The following is a 16,545-nucleotide window of genomic DNA, read 5'->3' as shown; positions in this document are numbered from 1 at the left end:
AAATAATAAATAGGAGTTGTTTACCATGTACAAATCGATTGTTATCGGTACCGGTCCAGCCGGATTAACAGCAGCGATTTACTTGGCGAGGGCGAATTTAGAGCCTCTCGTTATCGAAGGAACTGAGCCCGGCGGGCAATTGACGACGACGACGGAAGTTGAGAACTTCCCCGGCTTTCTGGATGGGATCCTGGGAACGGAACTGATGGAAAATATGAGAAAGCAAGCAGAGCGATTCGGCGCCAGGTTTAAAACAGGCCGGGTAAGCCGGGTCGATCTGCAAAACCGCCCGTTCAGCTTGTACTTGGAAGGTGGTGAAACGCTGAAAGCTGAGACCGTCATCATCTCTACGGGAGCATCTGCAAAATTTCTGCAAATTCCAAATGAGTACGAAAATATTGGAAGAGGCGTGAGCACTTGCGCCACGTGTGACGGCTTCTTCTTCCGCGGCAAAAAAATAATCGTGGTCGGCGGCGGTGACTCGGCCATGGAGGAAGCGCACTTCTTGACAAAATACGCCTCGGAAGTCCGCATCGTTCACAGAAGAAACCAACTGAAGGCGTCTCAAATCATGCAGGATCGCGCCCGGCAAAACGGCAAAATCAAGTGGGGTCTGGATCGGACTCCGCTGGAGGTTATATCCGATGGAAAAGGCGTAACCGGATTGAAAGTGCAAAACAATGAAACAGGCGCTGCGGAAATCATCGAAACCGACGGTATATTCGTAGCGATCGGCCATCATCCGAATACCGAATTTCTTGACAGACAACTGCAAACCGATCAGCAAGGCTACTTGATTGTAAAGCCGGGAACGGTTGAAACGAGTATTCCTGGCGTATTCGCTTGCGGCGACGTGCAGGACCCCCGCTACCGGCAGGCAATCACTTCGGCCGGCAGCGGAGCAATTGCGGCGCTGGATTGCGAACGATTTTTGGAAGAACATCCGATCATCTAACCAAAAAACAGGAGGGAATCGAAATGGCTATTGTACATGTGACGGATCAAACGTTCGAGACGGAAGTGGAGAAACAGGAAGGAACCGTATTGGTTGATTTTTGGGCGACTTGGTGCGGTCCTTGCAAAATGTTGTCTCCGGTATTGGATGATTTCGAGTCTGAGTTTGGAGATCAATTGAAAGTTGCAAAAATCAATGTCGACGACAATCTGCAAACCACCGGAAACTTTGCCGTGATGGGAGTTCCAACCCTCATTTTGTTTCAAGATGGAGTTGCCATCGATCAAGTTTCCGGCTATCGTTCGAAAGACCAGATTAAGGCTTGGATTGACAGCCAAACAAAGTGATTGAAGTGGTACGGAACGGAACGGGTAGGTTAAGTGCCAGCGCTGTTTGGAATGTCGTTTCGCCGCTCATTTCAGTCAAAATCGACGATTACCTAACCGTTCATGGTGATAGCTCGATCCAGTGTCCTTGTATTTGTACAACGGGATCGGTGCCTTCTCACTTCCTCAATTACAGTTGCTCTATAAAAGGTATTATTGATTAATTATCTGGAAGGGGTGGACAAATGAGACTTGTAACTCATATGAATTATAAAGATCAGGATGAACAAATATATTGCTGCTTGCGTAATAAAGTTGTCAAACTTAATGATGTGCAACGGGAACAATTTTGCCAAAGCTGTAAAATGTTCGCCGGAACGGCGAAAGAGCAAGGAGCGGAATGCGTTTGGGAGGATATGCGGAATGTCAGCGATCCTCACGTCGTACACGATCCGGTACGCGAGTTTATTTTGAACCAAACGCGCGCTATTACTCCGGATAGTTTCATAGCGCTGGCTTCCTTTTGCAGCTGACAATCAAGAGGATAAACAGCATGGACGAATCGTTTTTTGTTGGATGATAGGAAATTTGCGCTTTTGCAGTGGGTTTGTTTACTCCGATAGCTGCAATCCTGCTTGCAATCACCATGGTGGTAGCTATTGCTAAAGTGCATGGTCCAAACGGCTTTTGGAGCACTTCAAACGGCTATGAGTTCAACCTTATCCTTATCGCAGTATTCGATAGTGTGGCGTTGATCGGTGCCGGCGAGTATTCGATTGATGCGCTTCTCCAACATTGAAGATCTGTTAGTAATGTCAACCAGAACAGAAGCGGCTGCAGCTGCGGACTGGTACAGGAGGATTTTTAAATCTGATCTAGAGGTGAAGAGACCATGTTCATGATTGACCCAGCGAGACAGAGCGAACGTGACAATTATAGGTTGATGATCGGGAGCATTATCCCGAGGCCCATCGCTCTTGTTACAACTCAATCCAGGTATGGAGTCGTGAATGCAGCGTCATTCAGCTATTTTAATATCGTCACTTCCAATCCACCTATGGTCTCTGTGTCGGTGCAGCGAAGAAACGAGGATTCCAAAGATAAGGCGCGAAACGCTCTGGATAACGACGTTATTGATATCCATAGCACGGATGAAGCGAATGTCAAGTTTGTCAATCAGGCGGCGGCTCATCTTGCACCTAATGAAAGCGAGATTGCTTATGCCGGGCTGACCGCTATTCCGAGAGCAAAAATGTCCGTACCTGGTGTGGTGGAAGCCAAAATCAAGCTATGGGAACGCATAGCCGAATGGCTGAGGGCCGATGAATGGGACGAGTGGGAGCTTGACCGCCACCCGGAACGAGTGCGAATGGAAGATGATATGATCGCATAGCCGAACAGGCCCACCACAGCCGATAGAATTATATATCGTAATCTAGAAGAATCGGGGTGGCAGCTTGAAAATCCAAGTACTAGCAACTTGTGTTTATTTAACACTTGCTTATTGGGCGACCCAGCATATTCCTGGACTGGAAATGGTTTTTTATCCATCATTGGCATCCTTCTGCGTTATTTTGTTCAAGCGGGAAGAATATAAGAAAGATCTGCCAAAGACAATAATTGCGGCAACTGTGGCGACGGTTATTGGCAGTTTGCTGCATTGGCTGGTCGGCGGAATTATCGCTTTTTTCCTGACGGTCTTGCTTACATTATTCCTTATGCAGCGGCTCAATTGGACTGATGCGCCTGTTCTGGCGGTTGCGCTGATTCCCTATTTTTCGAAGCCGCTTGCCGTTTGGAGCCTGCCGGTAGCGGTATTTGTGTCTTTGGTGGGGTTAGGGTTTCTGCTTTGGGTTATTCATCAATTGGATCGACGCAAAGGTGATGCAAGTCTTAATAATACTGAGGATCATGGCAAGTACAGCGACACGATGTAGCAGACGTTTTTGAGACAATCGGTACAAATTCTTGTCATATATCGTTCGCCAAAATACAAAACAAATAAAAAAACTTATGGCATATACATATGTACAAAAGATGAATGTCCAATGACACAAATGTGCCTACATAACTAAATCAGCAAAAGCTTGAGAAATCAGGCTTTTTTATTTTTATGTTAGGGAGAATTGTGTCAACTTAAATTGCACAAATGTCCCTACATTGTTGTAAAGTTACACAAATATACCTACTTTGTAGCGAAGCAGAAATGGATTTCGGGTGACTTTAAATTAGCCTATATTGTTGACCCAATGGGTGTTCATTATGGGCTCATAGAAAATAGTAAATAGGCTGCCATATCAGTACCGTTCAAGACCCGTAACCCGGAGGCCTAAAGGATATACCGATTACTGCGGGGCTTTAAATAAAACCCAACTTGCCGAATTTGAGAGAGTCTCAATAATAGTGACGCACCTTACTATATTTTTGGTCTGTCTAGCCTGCTGATATCGATAACACTACACAGGCGTCGCATGCGTAAAATCCGGCGATTACGTCCTGTTATTGCATGCACAGACGAATGAATATAGAACTATGGCCGCTCGCCGGCAGGAAAAAGGTAAATGAGCAAGTAGACTGCTTGGGTTCGGAGTGCTGGATGAAGCTGAAGGATTTCCAAATACTGAATGGAATGACTCTTGAAGAATGGGAGCAGCTGGCATTCGGAAAGGAAGAATGAAGTGGGATAACATGGACACGATGATCAAGGAAAATAAAGATCGTTAGTGGAAAATAAAGTCCGTTAGTGGGTGTTTACTTTTGTGAACATTCACTTTTTTATTTCTAGCTAGCTGAAAGTGGATGGACAGGAGCCTGTCATGATCGACGGACGCACCTTCGTGTTTGAGTCGATGGTTAGCTTGACGCGCTGTTGCACCTTTTACGCCGATTACAGATCGTTCTCCCCCGTTCCAGGTTACTTTTGGAACCGTCCAGCTTGATAATTAGCTTAATGAAGATTTTGGAGATAACATAATTCTGACCAAAGACATGATGGTCTGTCGCGGGACATTGGAAGAAATAGCATTAATAATACAACAACAAAGGAAGCACCTCCTTTTGAAGTGCTTCCTGTCTTAAACGCCCCAGTTCAAAAGTTCCATTCTCATTGACTGAGGAATAGTAAATCCATCCATACTTCTCGACGACAAGTCCACCTTGTTGACAGACAAGTGGGAGATTATGAAGCCGGATTCATTCGCCTTGAAGATCCACGCGGGGTTGCCTGATACAGGATTTGTCCACCTTAAGTGGCTTATCATTAAAAACTGAGAAATGAGCGGATGATCAATTTGCATGCCAGTTTTATAGCGATTATGAATCAATCGACTTGTACCTCCTGTATCCAGATTTCCAAGCACTTTTTTAGCATTTCATTCTCCCGAGTAAGCTTCTGAAGATGTCTGTCTTCATCCTTGTACACTTCACGTCGTCCTCTATTATCCATAAGACCGTACTCGCCAAACTGCTTATACTTACGCATCCAGATCTTAACACGATCATGATCTTCTATCCCAAGCTCTTCTGAAATCTGACGTTTCGTCATTCCTTCTAGCTTCATTTTAATAGCTTTCAATTTCAGTTCTTGGCTGTACGTTTTTAACTTCTGTCCCTTTGTCGCCATGCCAAACACCCCCTAAAATAGTTTAGATTAACCCAGGGGTTTTTTCTAATGTCTATTTTAGGGGGTGCGGTTCATTTGTCTTGGGGGTGGGATTTATTTGTTTTAGCCAATTTAGTATTTTACGGGTTACCCATAAAGCGCAAATATTTGTGGAAGGAGCTGTCGGAATGAAACTCAAAGTACTGTTGGAAACATAGAAATATCCATCTATTTTGCTCTTCGGTATTGGTATTTCCAATGTAAGCGGATGGATTTATTTTATTGATTGTTCTGCTGCCTTTACCCGTCTTTGCGAACATTTATCACTTCATGGTTAAAGTTATACTGCTTGGCAAAAGACTTGTAATTGGTTGCGGAATCCGTAATTGCCTCATTGATTTGGTATGCTGTAATTCGTCCACTTCCAGATTATTTTGATAAAATCGCTCCATTACGATCAATAGCGACCACGACTGACACTGTTCATCACTTATCCCACGTTTTTTGGCTTTACCACCTCTCTTGCAAGATTTACGATGGGCAATGCCGCCTTTTTTGCTTCACATACACGGGCGAAGAATGTTCTAAGGATTTTGCAATCTGTACTTTAGAAGTTGATCATTTATTGCGAAATTTGTTGACGACCGAAAAAGTGACCACGGAAGAATTAGAATACTTGAGCGATTTGAAGTCCTGGAGATCAGGGCGTCTAGGCAGTGAAGCGGACGAATATGACAGTCTTAATGATTATAATTACATATACTGCTCATCATGCGAGGATTTTTATCATGAAGAATACTCAATTTCGTGGCAGGACAATACAACCCGTCAATGAAAATGATAACATATTGCATTATTAGGCAAATATGATGCAGGATTAGTCTTTTTCGTTTAACCAATTCCAATTAATATTATTTTGAAGGATTATTCAACTACAAGGAGGAGTTCTTATGTAAAGAAAACTCATGGCTTCGGCAAGAACTACCGCTCTGGCAGTAGGCACATTTGTAGGAGAGAAAAAGGAGAATCGTCCATGATCTACGTCGCGCAATTACCAATTGTCGACACAGAAAAGAGCTCACGGCTTGAACCGGTCCATCTTGCTTACATCAACCGCTTGTACCGGGAAGGCAAAGTCGTCATGGCCGGCCCGTTCGCCGACGGACTCAGCGGGATGGTGTTGTACCGCGCGGAAAGCGAAGAGGAAGCCCGTCGGCTGGCGGAACACGATCCGTTCGTGCTGGAAGGCGCCCGCACCCTCGAGCTTCGCGCATGGCAGCCTCTCGACTTCCCGCTGCCGGAATCGCATTGATCTTATATTTGCGATAAAATGACAGGTCTTCCCCGCGTGATGACAATTGTATGCTCGTGCTTGTTTTCAGCTTAAATTTCCTTTCGCACCAGCGAGGCGACGCGAGTCCAATGATATCCGGTCGACAGAATCCAATGTTCAATCCGATTCAGAAAGATAGACAATTATCTAAAACCAACTTGTTGATCACTTAGGAGGAAACTATTAACCTTTCACCGTGCCGACGGTAATTCCTTCAATGATGTGACGCTGCAACGATTCGCGTCCCATCGTTCGGTTGATCATTCCAATTTCATGGAAGCGCAATCTTAAAATGGGTATCGTAAGGTACCAAATTAAACTGGGAGGTTCACATGAAGAAAAAAATCAGTTCTATCGCTTTAATCGCAACATTGAGCTTCTCACTCTTGACGGCCTCCGGCGGCAACGTGACGGCCTTCGCCGCCATGAACGATAACGAACAAACCGCATCGTCCAATGCGGCTGCTAGCAGCACTTCCGCGAGCAGCCGCTTCGACACTTACCGTAACAGCTTTCCCAATGCCCAATTGACCCGTTCAGAAAGCGGTGTTCTGGAGGTGAAGTTTCATACCGACGGCGGCAAGCTCATCTTTAACGGCCATACCCATGAGGAGTTTGTCGATCTCTTCCATGCCATCGCTTCCGATCCCGACAACCGAGTTGTCATCCTGACTGGCTCAGGCGATGCTTTCATGGATACGATCAGCCCGGAAGGCTTCGACTTCTTCAGCCCGCAGGGTTATGACAAGATCTATCGCGAGGGCAAAAAGGTCCTCATGAACATGCTCGATATCGAGGTGCCGGTGATTGCCGCCGTAAACGGCCCGGTCAGACTACATTCGGAATACATCCTGCTTTCCGACATCGTGCTGGCAACACCGAAAACTGTCTTCCAAGACAAGCCTCACTTCGATTTCGGCATCGTGCCGGGTGATGGCGTGAATCTGCTCTGGCCGGAGGTCATCGGCAGCGTACGCGGCCGCTACTTCCTCCTCACGCAACAGGAGCTTGACGCGAAGACGGCGCAGGAGTGGGGGGCGGTCAATGAGATCGTGCCGGACGAAAAACTCCTGGCACGTGCACACGAGATCGCCGAAAACATCACTAAGCTTCCGCCGCTCACCAGCCACTACACACGCGTCGCCCTTACCCAGAATCTGCGCCGCATCGTCGATGAAGGCGTCGGTTATGGCCTAGCCCTCGAAGGCATCAGCGCTGCCGACGTCGCCCGATCGATGGCCACCAACAAAAAGTAAATCTATAAAAGAATCTCCGGGGGCATAAGCCTTCCGGAGATTTTTTGAATTCGTAAAACGCGGATTAGGGTGTTTAGATTGACTGCAAATGCAGTCCAATCAGCTCAAGTAAGATGGGGACCTGACATTAGCTGGAAGCTCAGAAGAAATGAAATTGATTCACTTATGACAATATTACGAAAAAAGTAAGAAAGGAAGATATAAAACCTTATTACGGACCTGCTCCAAAAGGAGGGCCATTTCAAGTAAAATTAACGATGAAAACTTATGAACAGTTCACTTTCTCGGTTGGTGCTGGTGGAGAGGGGTAAGTTCTTTGCCCTGGTGGAAAGGTATTCCTGCCAAGTTTACTCACTTTATGAAACCATTTATCGCTCGAAGATCTCATGAATTCGCTATTCACAGGTAGGGTGGTTACTACGGGTACGAGAGCTCAATAAAGAGAACGTCAAAGCGAAATACGGAAATTCAGGTGAATGATGATGAGATGCCGATGAACATCGGCGTGCTGGATGGTTATACATTGAACCCTGGGGATTTAAGCTGGGAGGGGCTGGAAAGCTTGGGCTGCTTAACGATCCACGATCGAACGCCGGTGGATCAAATCTTGGAACGCTGCATGGATGCCGAGGCGATACTTACTAACAAGACTCCTCTTCGGAGGGAAGTGCTTGATCAGCTGCCGGCCCTAAAGTACATAGGTGTCCTTGCAACCGGATATGATATTGTCGATGTGAAAATGGCTCTGAGCGCGAAATTACTGTGACCAACGTGCCGGGCTATGGTACCGTCTCCGTTGCGCAGACGGTGTTCGCCTTATTATTAGAGCTGTGTCACCGCGTTCAACAACGCAGCGATGCGGTTCACCAGGGCGAGTGATCGCTCAATCCGGATTGGTGCTTTTGGCGCAGCCCATTAATGGAACTGGCGGGCAAGACGATGGGCATCGTCGGATATAGCCGCATCGGCGAGCAGGTGGCTCGCATTTCTTCGGCCTTCGGCATGAAAGTGCTCGCTCATAAGCGGAACATGTCTGTTAATACGCCGCTTGCCAACTTTCAATGGGTGGAGCAGGACGAACTTTTTGAGCGCTCGGATGTGATCTCGATGCACTGTCCGTTAACCGTCGAGACGGAAAAGATGATCAATGCCGATAGATTGAATCGGATGAAAAGATCAGCTTTCCTGCTTACTTCGGACAGGAGGTTCAGACTTCCTGGGGGCTTTCCATTGTGAAAAGGTTCAATGATGAGGAAACTCATGTAATTTTGTATGAGTTTGGAACCCGGTGGTTCGATCTGGCAGAATTGACGGACGGTCTATCCAGTCCGCATCGGGACAGGGTGTACGAAATCGCGGAAGTGCTGAGGCAGAAAGGCTTCGCGCGGGATGCGAGCCAGGACCGTCCGCACGTTCTATCGAAGGAAACGGTCCGCAGGTATGTAGGGCAGATCGCTTTTCTCGAAAGCTTCGGCGATTCCGGTGCCTACCGGTTTCAGTGCTACCGGCTGGCCAAGGTGATCGCGGTCGGCTTCGTCCCGATGTTTGCCTCGCTTGTGTCGGCGCTTCTTGTGTCAGGCAGGGGGAGAGGGGCGTTTTAGTTAGTATCCTAGCTTATATTGCACACGACGAACGGTAGGGGTTGAGTGGAGAGTTTTTGGTATTTTCTTAACAATAAGCAAAAACGGCCCGCTTTCGCATCTATTTCGCGCTAGGACCGTTTTTGGGCTTGAATTCGCGTATTGTGAAGAAATACAAGGCTACAACGAATTCAAAACACAACCTGCCTGTGTCCGACAATGTCTTGAATCAGGACTTCACTGCAGAGAAGCCTAATCAAGTCTGGATGGCAGATATTACGTATGTGCCAACAGACGAAGGATGGCTTTACCTTGCCAGCGTAGAGGATCTCTGTACGCGTAAAATTACCGGATTCCATATGGATGAACGCATGACAAAGGAGTTGTGTTTAAAGGCTTTAAATCAAGCATATCGCATTCAGAAGCCTAAGGATGGAGTGTTGCATCACTCTGATCGCGGCAGCCAGTATGCATCCATTACGTACCAAAAACGTCTTCGTAGCTACAAGATGAAAGACAGCATGAGTCGTAAAGGGTACTGTTACGACAACGCCTGCATTGAATCTTTTCATAGTATTTTGAAGAAAGAACTTATTTACTTAAACAGTTTGGTGTGTCTAATCTATTGACAGAGGTCCATTTTGCGTAACGTCTTCCAACACTCCACGCTTCTTTTTCATCCTGCGAATGCTTGAACCGGTGAGGATTAAGGGTATTTAAGCTGCTTGTGGGAACATTCGCGTTGAATCGTTATCCTCGCTACTTTTAACCTCGGCCGCCTTGCTAATTTCACTCCATGAAAAGCAAAGCCTTCTGCCGCCAAAGCTCTGGCAATCCTAGCAGATATTTAATTCCTGGACGACTCATCGATGTCCGTACAAATTTCATAAAATTGATTCGCTACTGGATTAGCCCTCTATAGGTTACTCACTCTTCTTCACAAAGCCTAAGCCCAACGCTGAGAGGGCGCCAAATATCATTACGACTAGGCCGTACTCTCTCGTCATGTTGAGGATTCCAAATTTCTCCACGAATATCCCAGCGATGACAGCAGGAACCCCCAACGCGATATAGCAAATCACGTACAGCGTGGAGAGCAAACCGGCGCGTTCATGCAGTTTTGCTAGAGGGAGTACAATTCGGAACGCTCCTTGGAACCCTCCTCCGAAACCAACTCCCGCAACAACCGTTCCAATAAAAAACATGAGGATTGAGGTATTAACAGTTGCAAGCAACGTACAGCCGACGCCAACAATCAGTGCAACCATTCCAAGCAGCATTGCAACTTTTGAAGGGAAGGATCTGACAATGAGTATCGTAATGCTGGCGCTTCCAGCTATTGCGAAGAGTGGTAGCCCCGCAAAGAAATAGGAATTAGAGTGGGTAATTAGTTTAACTACAGTTGGACCAATAGATCCATAGAAAGCCATCAAGGCCCAAGTTGCTACGAGTGCTGGTACGGCCGCAACGAGCGGTTTACGTGTGGTAGCGGGTATCCCAAAGTGCGGCACCAACGATGATAATGCACCTGCTTTCGGGTCGGCAGATTCCGGAATTAACAAGACACCTAATCCCTGGACTATGAAAACTACAAGGAGGATGAAGTAGATGAGATGCGTCGGCGCTGGTAGGAATTGAACCATCACACCAGACATGATCGAGCCCAGTCCCATCCCAATTGGGGACCCCACCGCATTGGCTATTGTCCCCTTGACCTTGTCGAAGTCAAGCAGCGCAGCACCAAGCGCACTAACAGCCGCTCCGGTTGCTAACCCTTGCAAAACGCGGGCAATTATCAAAGCGTCTATTCCGCCAGCGGTAGCGAAAACGAGCATAGCCACCGCCTGTATGGCCAGAGCGCCGATAAGCACAGGTCGACGTCCCACATAGTCGGATAAAGAACCAACTGTCAGAAGAGAAAAGAGAACGGCTACGGCATAGACACCAAAAATGACGGTTTCGGTAATTGGTGAAAAGCCCCATTTGACAGCGTACAAAGCATATAATGGCGTAGGGGCGCTGGAAGAAGTAAGATAACTAACGAGAACAGATACCAGCAAATAGAAACTAATCTTCGGTAACAGGCGACCGTTCCGATGTGGTTGTTCTTGCGTAAAAGTAATATTTCTTTCGCTCACGACCACTCACCTCTCTTTCATAACATCAATATTATGTGCAGAGCACTGATGAATTAAACTGACTCTCAAACGTTGCCTGACATAGATATTATTACTTGAATAAGCGAAACAAAATAGTGCCATTCATGCATAAAACTTGCCTAATATTGCAGGAATTATTATAGGAGCAAGTATAAATACGTTGATTGTCAAAAAAGTCACTACTTCTTGATGAATACTTTCGAATTTGAAGCGCAGCTTGCGGGTGCAGTTCCAGCTTCACTATTAGATAAAGGAGAGGTTGGTTAAAGTGATCGTATCAGATGTCATATTAACAAACTTCGGAATGGACAAGGAAACCATCATCCGTCATATGGAAGAAGGAAGAAGAAATTCGGCGATAGCGTCGCTGGGCATTGAGTACACGTAACTTCATCCGGATCGCGTTGTCTTGACCATGCCAGTTGGTCCGATAACCCATCAGCCTGCGGGCATTCTGCACGACGGTGCTTCGGTTTTATTGGCGGAATCGGCGGCTTCCAGCGCCTCCATCATAAATATAGACAACCAAGAATATGCGGCGGTAGGGCTGGAGATTAACGCCAACCACCTCCGGAGCAAAAGTGAGGGTATCGTGACCGCGGTCGCTACCCCTTTTTTCACAAAGGGACGCAAAAACGATGGTCTGGGATAGCAAGATCATAGTCGAGCAGGATAAACTGATCTTTATCTCCCGTTGCACCGTCGCGATTATTGATAAAAGATGAGCGTCCAACAAAAAAAGCACGGATCTCAGCCTGAAGCCGTTGGTGATCGAAGGGCATGCATCTATAGCTAATAAAATGTAGAGAGTGGAAGTAATTTTTCAGATTTTCAGCTCCATTTTTGTTATACTACATGTATGGAAAACTTAATGGATGTCAAAAAACAAGAGCAGCGGCTGACGAAAAAGGGAAAAGAGACGCGCGCGCGCATCGTCGACGCCGCGGCCAAACTGATGTTTGATCGCGGCGTTGCAGGTACAAGCGTGGAAGACGTGCAGCGGGAGGCCAAGGTCAGTGCCTCCCAGCTGTACCATTATTTCAAGGAGAAGCGAGAGCTCGTTCTGGCGGTCATTGTGTATCAGACCGAACAAGTGTTGAGTGCCCAGGAGCCTCTGTTGAGCCATCTAGATAGCATGGAGGCGCTGAGAACTTGGTGTGATGCGATCGTACAACTTCAGATTGAGCGGCAATGCCAGGGGGGCTGTCCGATCGGCTCGCTTGCCAGCGAGCTGGCGGATACGGACTCGGCGGCTCGTACCGAGCTCACAGCCGGATTTATGCAGTGGGAGCACTCCATTCGCAGAGGACTTCTTGCGATGCAGGAGCACGGCGAGCTGAGAGCCGATGCCGATCCGGACGTTCTCGCGTTGGCGCTGCTGACCGCCCTTCAGGGAGGCCTTCTTCTCACGCAGGTCCGCAAGGAGACGAGCCCGCTCGAAGCGGTATTGGACGCCATGCTCGCGCATATCCGCTCGTTCATCATCTGATGTGCCGCTAAAAAATGCGGCGGATATGCTGATGCGTATTGCAAACAGCACAAGATCTCGTTCGATGCTTTCTAATGATGCTACTAAGTAGCAGTATTTATTAAAAAAATTCAATATGAAGGAGGATGTTTCGTCTAGGAATTCCAACCCATGGATCGATAGCCGGACAAAAGAGTTGATCTAAGTGGTACGGAACTGGTTGGCTATGTACTGGCTTTATCTGTGGATCGAAATTGAAGATGGGGCCGGATTTTAAAATTAACAAAGCTTTACTTGCGAAGGAAAGTGCTTGTTTTTTTCAAGCCTGTGGCTGGATTGTCCAGCCACGAGCTTTTTATAATTAGTACCGGAAAGGAAAGCACCCAAATTTGATAACGAAATCTCAATTCGATGAAGGCTGACGCCGATGATTCGCAACACCACAGCCACCTTATACCCCCGCGCAATCCAATTGTCGGCGATTTCGTATACGATGAATATACATACAATGGTGGAGACGGAAAACTGTTCTCCACCATTGTGTTTTATCTATGAAGCAGAGGTATCATTTAGATGAGTAATACCTCCCCATAAGATGCAGCCCAGCGTCGTGATTGCAACGGAAAAAACTATCTTAAAGGTGGGCGTGTTCCTCATGCGGGTGGAGTTACGGGATATTCCTTGTTTGATCGCGATTCCGCTGATGCTTTGGGTTAACACGTTTGCCAGAATGGCGTGATAGGCAGCGATGCTTGCTAATTATGGAGTTGAAAATCCAAAAATTTTACTTTAGTATTTATTTCAGTTTAAGGAAAATGGATTGAACACATAATAATTTTGAAAGGGGTAATTACGAATGGCTTCTAATCAATAGGGTTTTACAGCACTTATTACGGGAGGAACGAGCGGCATTGGCCGAGTGACAGCAAATAATGGGCGAAGCACTTGATCATCTGGCCTCCCAAGCATTGGCAGGCCGTCCTGCTACAGCGGATGAGATTACAGAGGCAATCGTCTTCCTAGCGAAGAATCGTTCCAGTTTCATACACGGCGCAAACCTCGCCGTTTTGGAGGACGTACCGCCGTTTAATTATTGCCAGTGTCTCATGCCGACAAAAGGTGTTTCTTCCCCCTGGAGAAATCATTTAAATGAGTTTACCCATTGAGTATATTTAAATGTAATCATATAATGGCTGGATATTGGATTGCCTGTATTACTAATCAATATACAAGAAGGGATGAAGTTGGTTCAATGCGTCTTCTCGTCACCAGCGCCGCCGGCTTCAATGGTAATGGATTCGGCGCGCTTCTAAGATTCGATCTCGATGGCAATCCGCTCGGCGTTTTTAGTGATGACGGCCGGATCGCTGACCCGCGCGGTCTATGCGTCGATCGGGCAAAAGGCTTGCTCTATCTCAACAGCGGCGCCGACCGAAAGGCTTGCTCTATCTCAACAGCGGCGCCGACCGAGTACTCGCTATCGGACCGGATGGCCGGGTCGTGCGAGACACAGGCCCGATCAAAGGGCTTAACCCCGGTGGGGGGAATTTAGACCTGGATGGCCGCTATCATATTGGACTCCGTACCGCGCGCACCATCATGGCCTTTCCGGCTGGGCTCGATGCCGCGGGCGAGCTTGTCGTACCGGCTGGCGTTGTGCCGTTTCCCCGCGGTTTCGCTTTTGGAAGTGACGGCAGGCTTTTTCTTGCTTCAGGCGTTGGACCGGGCGGCGAAGGCGACGACACCGTTGTTGTCTTCGCTCCCGGGGGAAGCGTTCTGGCGGCTCGGTTCGTGATGGACCCTGGACTCAGTCCCCTCGACCTTGCCATCGCCCCCAACGAAAATATCCTTGTTTCTAGCGAGCAGCCGTTCGGCGCACCAGACGCTGTCACGACCATTCGCGAATATGACGCTACGGATGGTCATCTCATCCGCGTCTTCTCTTCAAACGGTTTGACTGAGTTCCACAAACCTCGCGGGTTGCGGTTCGGACCGAATGGACTCCTCTATTGCGTCGCGCAGGACGAGGTTGTCGCCTTCAATTTCGAAACTGGCGAATGTCTCGGGGCCGTCGTTCGAATGCCACGATTGAATGGGCAGGCACTGGAATTCTTCGGCTAGCTTCAGGGCTATCGTCAGTCGCGAATTGGCGTCGCCTCATAACCGGACGTCATTCCGTCGCCACATTTTAACAACAAGAGAAGCAGCATGTGTACGAACGATTTTGTGGGTTGATTTTGCTGTCAAAACCAAATAATTTGTTGATTAATTTAATAGTAGAAAGGGCAGACGAATATATGCATTCGGCCTACCCTTTCATGCTTATGCGTAACCTCGACACCAAGGTTATGGAATAATTGACACAGTTCCATCGCTATGTAACCGGATCCGATGACTGCAAGGCGCTTCGGGAATATCCCGGACGGAGTTCGAGAGCCGAAGTGCTGAGCAAGTAATCGAAGTCTCCCAGTCCCAGCAAGTCCGGAAATGCAGGAGAAGCTCCAGTAGGAACCAAGATGTTCCTAGCTGTCAAATCTACTGCTTTCGCGGATATTTGAAGTCCGGTGAAGTAATTTTGTTTGGACAAATGGTTGATCTCACCGACACACTATTAATATTGACGCAGCTTCCGCCGATCGTTCCTCTTTCAATCGTTCCCACTTTGGCCGTACCACGGACGTATCACGCCTCTTTGGCTGATATCATTCGACATGAGCACACGGCAACATCAATTTCTTCTAGTGAATGAGAAGCCCAACATCTCTGAAGGGATGTTGGGCTTCTCGACAATCTGAGGCCGCAAAGGCGGCCATCCTTTTATGCTTTCTCTCAGAGCTTCTTCAATTGATCGATGATTTCCTGTGACTCCATCCGCTTCATGAAGTCCGGATTGACATGCGCGCGGCGGACGATTCCTTCTTTGTCGATAATAAACGTCGCAGGAACCGGCAGCACCCAGCGATCGGAGGCATTGAACACGGTGAGATCCAGACCGAACGAATTTGTGAATACCTTTTGAAGGTAATCGGGCAGTTCAAACAAAATTTGGTAGCTATCGGCGACACGGCCGTTCGAATCGCTCAGCACCTGGAAGGTCAGCTCCTCCTTCTCCTTCTGAGACAACGAGTTGTCGGGGCTTTGCGGAGTGACGGCAATCAGTTGGCCACCAAACTTCTCAATCTCCGGCAGCAATTGCTGGTAAGCACGGAGCTGAACATTGCAGAAGGGACACCAGCTGCCGCGGTAAAAGGTCAGGACAACCGGGCCTTTCGCAAGCTCGTCATACAGGTTCACTCGCTCACCGAGCGAATTGGCCAGTGTGAAATTCGGGGCTTTGTCCCCTTCCTTCAATCCGAAAACGATACCGGACTGCAGTTGCTCCTTAATGTGCTGAAAAATAGCCGACTGGGCCTCTGCAGGTGCGTTAGCAATAAAACCTTCCTTCGTTTGATCCAATTGTTCTTTAACCGACATGGTACAACTCTCCTTTTAAATTGAATATTGGATTTTTCACTCCATTTGTTGATGAGCCCATCATAACGTTATTTTTATGGATTGTCAACTCCATTTTTTGTTTTACTACATGAATGGAAAACTTAATGGATATCAAAAAACAAGAGCAGGAGCTGACGAAAAGGGAAAAGAGACGCGCGCGTATCGTCGTCGACATGGCCAAAATGGAAGCGTTGCGAACCCAGCTCGATGCGACCGTACAGCTTCAGAATGAGTGGTAATGCCAGGGGGGCTGTCCGATCGGCTCGCTTGTCAGCGAAGCTGTCGGATACGGAAACGGCGGCTCGACGGTCCAGGATTAGGGCAGTCACTTTGTTCAAATCAAGTAGAAAGCGCGCAATAATAACTCACTCT

Annotated in this window: 20 protein-coding genes and 6 pseudogenes; 20 read left to right on the top strand and 6 right to left on the bottom strand. The window is 47.6% G+C overall.

The window, feature by feature from the left end; all coding sequences use genetic code 11:
• Positions 1–25: 25 nt before the first annotated feature.
• The 7 genes and pseudogenes from trxB (at position 26) to BLT91_RS31425 (ending at position 3,958) form a co-directional block, all read left to right on the top strand.
• A complete protein-coding gene (gene trxB / locus BLT91_RS09185; RefSeq protein WP_090819951.1) occupies positions 26–955 on the top strand; it encodes a thioredoxin-disulfide reductase in 930 nt (309 codons plus the stop codon).
• A gap of 23 nt (positions 956–978) precedes the next feature.
• Positions 979–1,302, top strand: a complete 324-nt coding sequence (gene trxA / locus BLT91_RS09180) for a thioredoxin (protein WP_090819948.1) — start codon at positions 979–981, stop codon at positions 1,300–1,302.
• Between the two features lie 242 nt (positions 1,303–1,544).
• Entirely contained in the window at positions 1,545–1,814 is a 270-nt protein-coding gene (locus BLT91_RS09175) for a hypothetical protein (RefSeq protein WP_254776855.1), read from the top strand.
• A gap of 62 nt (positions 1,815–1,876) precedes the next feature.
• A pseudogene (locus BLT91_RS09170) lies at positions 1,877–2,080 on the top strand (DoxX family protein); the annotation flags it as partial.
• A 93-nt stretch (positions 2,081–2,173) separates the two neighbouring features.
• Positions 2,174–2,674, top strand: coding sequence for a flavin reductase family protein (locus tag BLT91_RS09165; protein WP_090819938.1), 501 nt, complete (start codon positions 2,174–2,176; stop codon positions 2,672–2,674).
• Positions 2,675–2,738: 64 nt separating this feature from the next.
• Positions 2,739–3,218, top strand: coding sequence for an HPP family protein (locus BLT91_RS09160; protein ID WP_090819935.1), 480 nt, complete (start codon positions 2,739–2,741; stop codon positions 3,216–3,218).
• 581 nt (positions 3,219–3,799) lie between these two features.
• On the top strand, positions 3,800–3,958 hold the full coding sequence (locus BLT91_RS31425; RefSeq protein WP_175532186.1) for a hypothetical protein: 159 nt from the start codon (positions 3,800–3,802) through the stop codon (positions 3,956–3,958).
• Positions 3,959–4,355: 397 nt separating this feature from the next.
• Here the strand turns inward: BLT91_RS31425 and BLT91_RS31420 are convergent, their stop codons facing one another.
• The 3 genes and pseudogenes from BLT91_RS31420 to BLT91_RS30630 form a co-directional block, all read right to left on the bottom strand.
• On the bottom strand, positions 4,356–4,604 hold the full coding sequence (locus tag BLT91_RS31420) for a hypothetical protein (RefSeq protein ID WP_090819932.1): 249 nt from the start codon (positions 4,602–4,604) through the stop codon (positions 4,356–4,358).
• Positions 4,601–4,903: a helix-turn-helix domain-containing protein gene (locus BLT91_RS09150; protein ID WP_141224960.1), complete on the bottom strand. Its 303-nt coding sequence runs from the start codon at positions 4,901–4,903 to the stop codon at positions 4,601–4,603. Before BLT91_RS09150 ends, BLT91_RS31420 begins: the two co-directional genes overlap by 4 nt.
• Positions 4,904–5,314: 411 nt before the next feature.
• A pseudogene (locus BLT91_RS30630) lies at positions 5,315–5,427 on the bottom strand (IS1595 family transposase); the annotation flags it as partial.
• A 488-nt stretch (positions 5,428–5,915) separates the two neighbouring features.
• Between BLT91_RS30630 and BLT91_RS09145 the strand changes: the two are divergent.
• The 6 genes and pseudogenes from BLT91_RS09145 to BLT91_RS09120 form a co-directional block, all read left to right on the top strand.
• A complete protein-coding gene (locus BLT91_RS09145; RefSeq protein ID WP_090819929.1) occupies positions 5,916–6,194 on the top strand; it encodes a YciI family protein in 279 nt (92 codons plus the stop codon).
• Positions 6,195–6,547: 353 nt separating this feature from the next.
• A complete protein-coding gene (locus BLT91_RS09140) occupies positions 6,548–7,471 on the top strand; it encodes an enoyl-CoA hydratase/isomerase family protein (RefSeq protein ID WP_217635197.1) in 924 nt (307 codons plus the stop codon).
• A gap of 472 nt (positions 7,472–7,943) precedes the next feature.
• A complete protein-coding gene (locus BLT91_RS09135) occupies positions 7,944–8,237 on the top strand; it encodes a Rossmann-fold NAD(P)-binding domain-containing protein (protein WP_175532185.1) in 294 nt (97 codons plus the stop codon).
• Positions 8,238–8,389: 152 nt separating this feature from the next.
• Positions 8,390–8,707: an NAD(P)-dependent oxidoreductase gene (locus tag BLT91_RS09130; RefSeq protein ID WP_090819924.1), complete on the top strand. Its 318-nt coding sequence runs from the start codon at positions 8,390–8,392 to the stop codon at positions 8,705–8,707.
• A gap of 62 nt (positions 8,708–8,769) precedes the next feature.
• Positions 8,770–9,051, top strand: a pseudogene (locus BLT91_RS09125) (bacteriocin maturation protein); the annotation flags it as partial.
• Positions 9,052–9,170: 119 nt separating this feature from the next.
• Positions 9,171–9,653, top strand: a pseudogene (locus BLT91_RS09120) (IS3 family transposase); the annotation flags it as partial.
• A 321-nt stretch (positions 9,654–9,974) separates the two neighbouring features.
• Here the strand turns inward: BLT91_RS09120 and BLT91_RS09115 are convergent.
• Positions 9,975–11,189, bottom strand: coding sequence for an MFS transporter (locus BLT91_RS09115; protein WP_175532183.1), 1,215 nt, complete (start codon positions 11,187–11,189; stop codon positions 9,975–9,977).
• A 352-nt stretch (positions 11,190–11,541) separates the two neighbouring features.
• Between BLT91_RS09115 and BLT91_RS09110 the strand changes: the two are divergent.
• The 6 genes and pseudogenes from BLT91_RS09110 to BLT91_RS09095 all read left to right on the top strand — a co-directional run bounded on the left by BLT91_RS09110 (position 11,542) and on the right by BLT91_RS09095 (position 14,799).
• A pseudogene (locus BLT91_RS09110) lies at positions 11,542–11,935 on the top strand (hotdog fold thioesterase).
• 134 nt (positions 11,936–12,069) lie between these two features.
• Positions 12,070–12,699 (top strand): TetR/AcrR family transcriptional regulator, encoded by a 630-nt coding sequence (locus BLT91_RS09105; RefSeq protein ID WP_090819915.1) that lies wholly within the window; start codon positions 12,070–12,072, stop codon positions 12,697–12,699.
• Between the two features lie 574 nt (positions 12,700–13,273).
• On the top strand, positions 13,274–13,417 hold the full coding sequence (locus tag BLT91_RS31415; RefSeq protein ID WP_175532182.1) for a hypothetical protein: 144 nt from the start codon (positions 13,274–13,276) through the stop codon (positions 13,415–13,417).
• A gap of 193 nt (positions 13,418–13,610) precedes the next feature.
• On the top strand, positions 13,611–13,844 hold the full coding sequence (locus BLT91_RS09100; protein ID WP_090819909.1) for an SDR family oxidoreductase: 234 nt from the start codon (positions 13,611–13,613) through the stop codon (positions 13,842–13,844).
• An 86-nt stretch (positions 13,845–13,930) separates the two neighbouring features.
• Complete coding sequence (locus BLT91_RS31410) at positions 13,931–14,230, top strand: hypothetical protein (RefSeq protein ID WP_217635196.1); 300 nt, start codon at positions 13,931–13,933, stop codon at positions 14,228–14,230.
• A gap of 47 nt (positions 14,231–14,277) precedes the next feature.
• The gene (locus BLT91_RS09095; RefSeq protein ID WP_175532180.1) at positions 14,278–14,799 is read left to right on the top strand and encodes an NHL repeat-containing protein; all 522 of its coding nucleotides are present in this window, start codon (positions 14,278–14,280) and stop codon (positions 14,797–14,799) included.
• A 188-nt stretch (positions 14,800–14,987) separates the two neighbouring features.
• On the opposite strand, the pseudogene BLT91_RS09090 reads toward BLT91_RS09095, so the two are convergent.
• Both BLT91_RS09090 and BLT91_RS09085 read right to left on the bottom strand, forming a co-directional pair.
• Positions 14,988–15,330: pseudogene (locus tag BLT91_RS09090) on the bottom strand (FAD-dependent oxidoreductase); the annotation flags it as partial.
• Positions 15,331–15,507: 177 nt separating this feature from the next.
• Entirely contained in the window at positions 15,508–16,152 is a 645-nt protein-coding gene (locus tag BLT91_RS09085) for a peroxiredoxin-like family protein (protein WP_090819903.1), read from the bottom strand.
• Positions 16,153–16,265: 113 nt separating this feature from the next.
• On the opposite strand from BLT91_RS09085, the gene BLT91_RS31405 reads away from it, so the two are divergent.
• On the top strand, positions 16,266–16,412 hold the full coding sequence (locus tag BLT91_RS31405; protein ID WP_175532179.1) for a hypothetical protein: 147 nt from the start codon (positions 16,266–16,268) through the stop codon (positions 16,410–16,412).
• Positions 16,413–16,545: the final 133 nt, after the last annotated feature.

It is taken from the genome of Paenibacillus sp. yr247, from assembly GCF_900103825.1.
Classification (GTDB): Bacteria; Bacillota; Bacilli; order Paenibacillales; family NBRC-103111; genus Paenibacillus_E.
This window is presented reverse-complemented; position numbering and strand designations above follow the sequence as displayed.

Excerpts from the sequence above, each read along its gene's own strand:
- trxB (WP_090819951.1), top strand. The coding sequence starts at position 26 with ATGTACAAATCGATTGTTATCGGTACCGGTCCAGCCGGATTAACAGCA.
- trxA (WP_090819948.1), top strand. The coding sequence starts at position 979 with ATGGCTATTGTACATGTGACGGATCAAACGTTCGAGACGGAAGTGGAG.
- BLT91_RS09175 (WP_254776855.1), top strand. The coding sequence starts at position 1,545 with ATGAATTATAAAGATCAGGATGAACAAATATATTGCTGCTTGCGTAAT.
- BLT91_RS09165 (WP_090819938.1), top strand. The coding sequence starts at position 2,174 with ATGTTCATGATTGACCCAGCGAGACAGAGCGAACGTGACAATTATAGG.
- BLT91_RS31425 (WP_175532186.1), top strand. The coding sequence starts at position 3,800 with ATGAATATAGAACTATGGCCGCTCGCCGGCAGGAAAAAGGTAAATGAG.
- BLT91_RS09150 (WP_141224960.1), bottom strand. The coding sequence starts at position 4,903 with ATGGCGACAAAGGGACAGAAGTTAAAAACGTACAGCCAAGAACTGAAA.
- BLT91_RS09145 (WP_090819929.1), top strand. The coding sequence starts at position 5,916 with ATGATCTACGTCGCGCAATTACCAATTGTCGACACAGAAAAGAGCTCA.
- BLT91_RS09140 (WP_217635197.1), top strand. The coding sequence starts at position 6,548 with ATGAAGAAAAAAATCAGTTCTATCGCTTTAATCGCAACATTGAGCTTC.
- BLT91_RS09130 (WP_090819924.1), top strand. The coding sequence starts at position 8,390 with ATGGAACTGGCGGGCAAGACGATGGGCATCGTCGGATATAGCCGCATC.
- BLT91_RS09105 (WP_090819915.1), top strand. The coding sequence starts at position 12,070 with ATGGAAAACTTAATGGATGTCAAAAAACAAGAGCAGCGGCTGACGAAA.
- BLT91_RS31415 (WP_175532182.1), top strand. The coding sequence starts at position 13,274 with ATGCAGCCCAGCGTCGTGATTGCAACGGAAAAAACTATCTTAAAGGTG.
- BLT91_RS09100 (WP_090819909.1), top strand. The coding sequence starts at position 13,611 with ATGGGCGAAGCACTTGATCATCTGGCCTCCCAAGCATTGGCAGGCCGT.
- BLT91_RS31410 (WP_217635196.1), top strand. The coding sequence starts at position 13,931 with ATGCGTCTTCTCGTCACCAGCGCCGCCGGCTTCAATGGTAATGGATTC.
- BLT91_RS09095 (WP_175532180.1), top strand. The coding sequence starts at position 14,278 with ATGGCCTTTCCGGCTGGGCTCGATGCCGCGGGCGAGCTTGTCGTACCG.
- BLT91_RS09085 (WP_090819903.1), bottom strand. The coding sequence starts at position 16,152 with ATGTCGGTTAAAGAACAATTGGATCAAACGAAGGAAGGTTTTATTGCT.
- BLT91_RS31405 (WP_175532179.1), top strand. The coding sequence starts at position 16,266 with ATGGAAAACTTAATGGATATCAAAAAACAAGAGCAGGAGCTGACGAAA.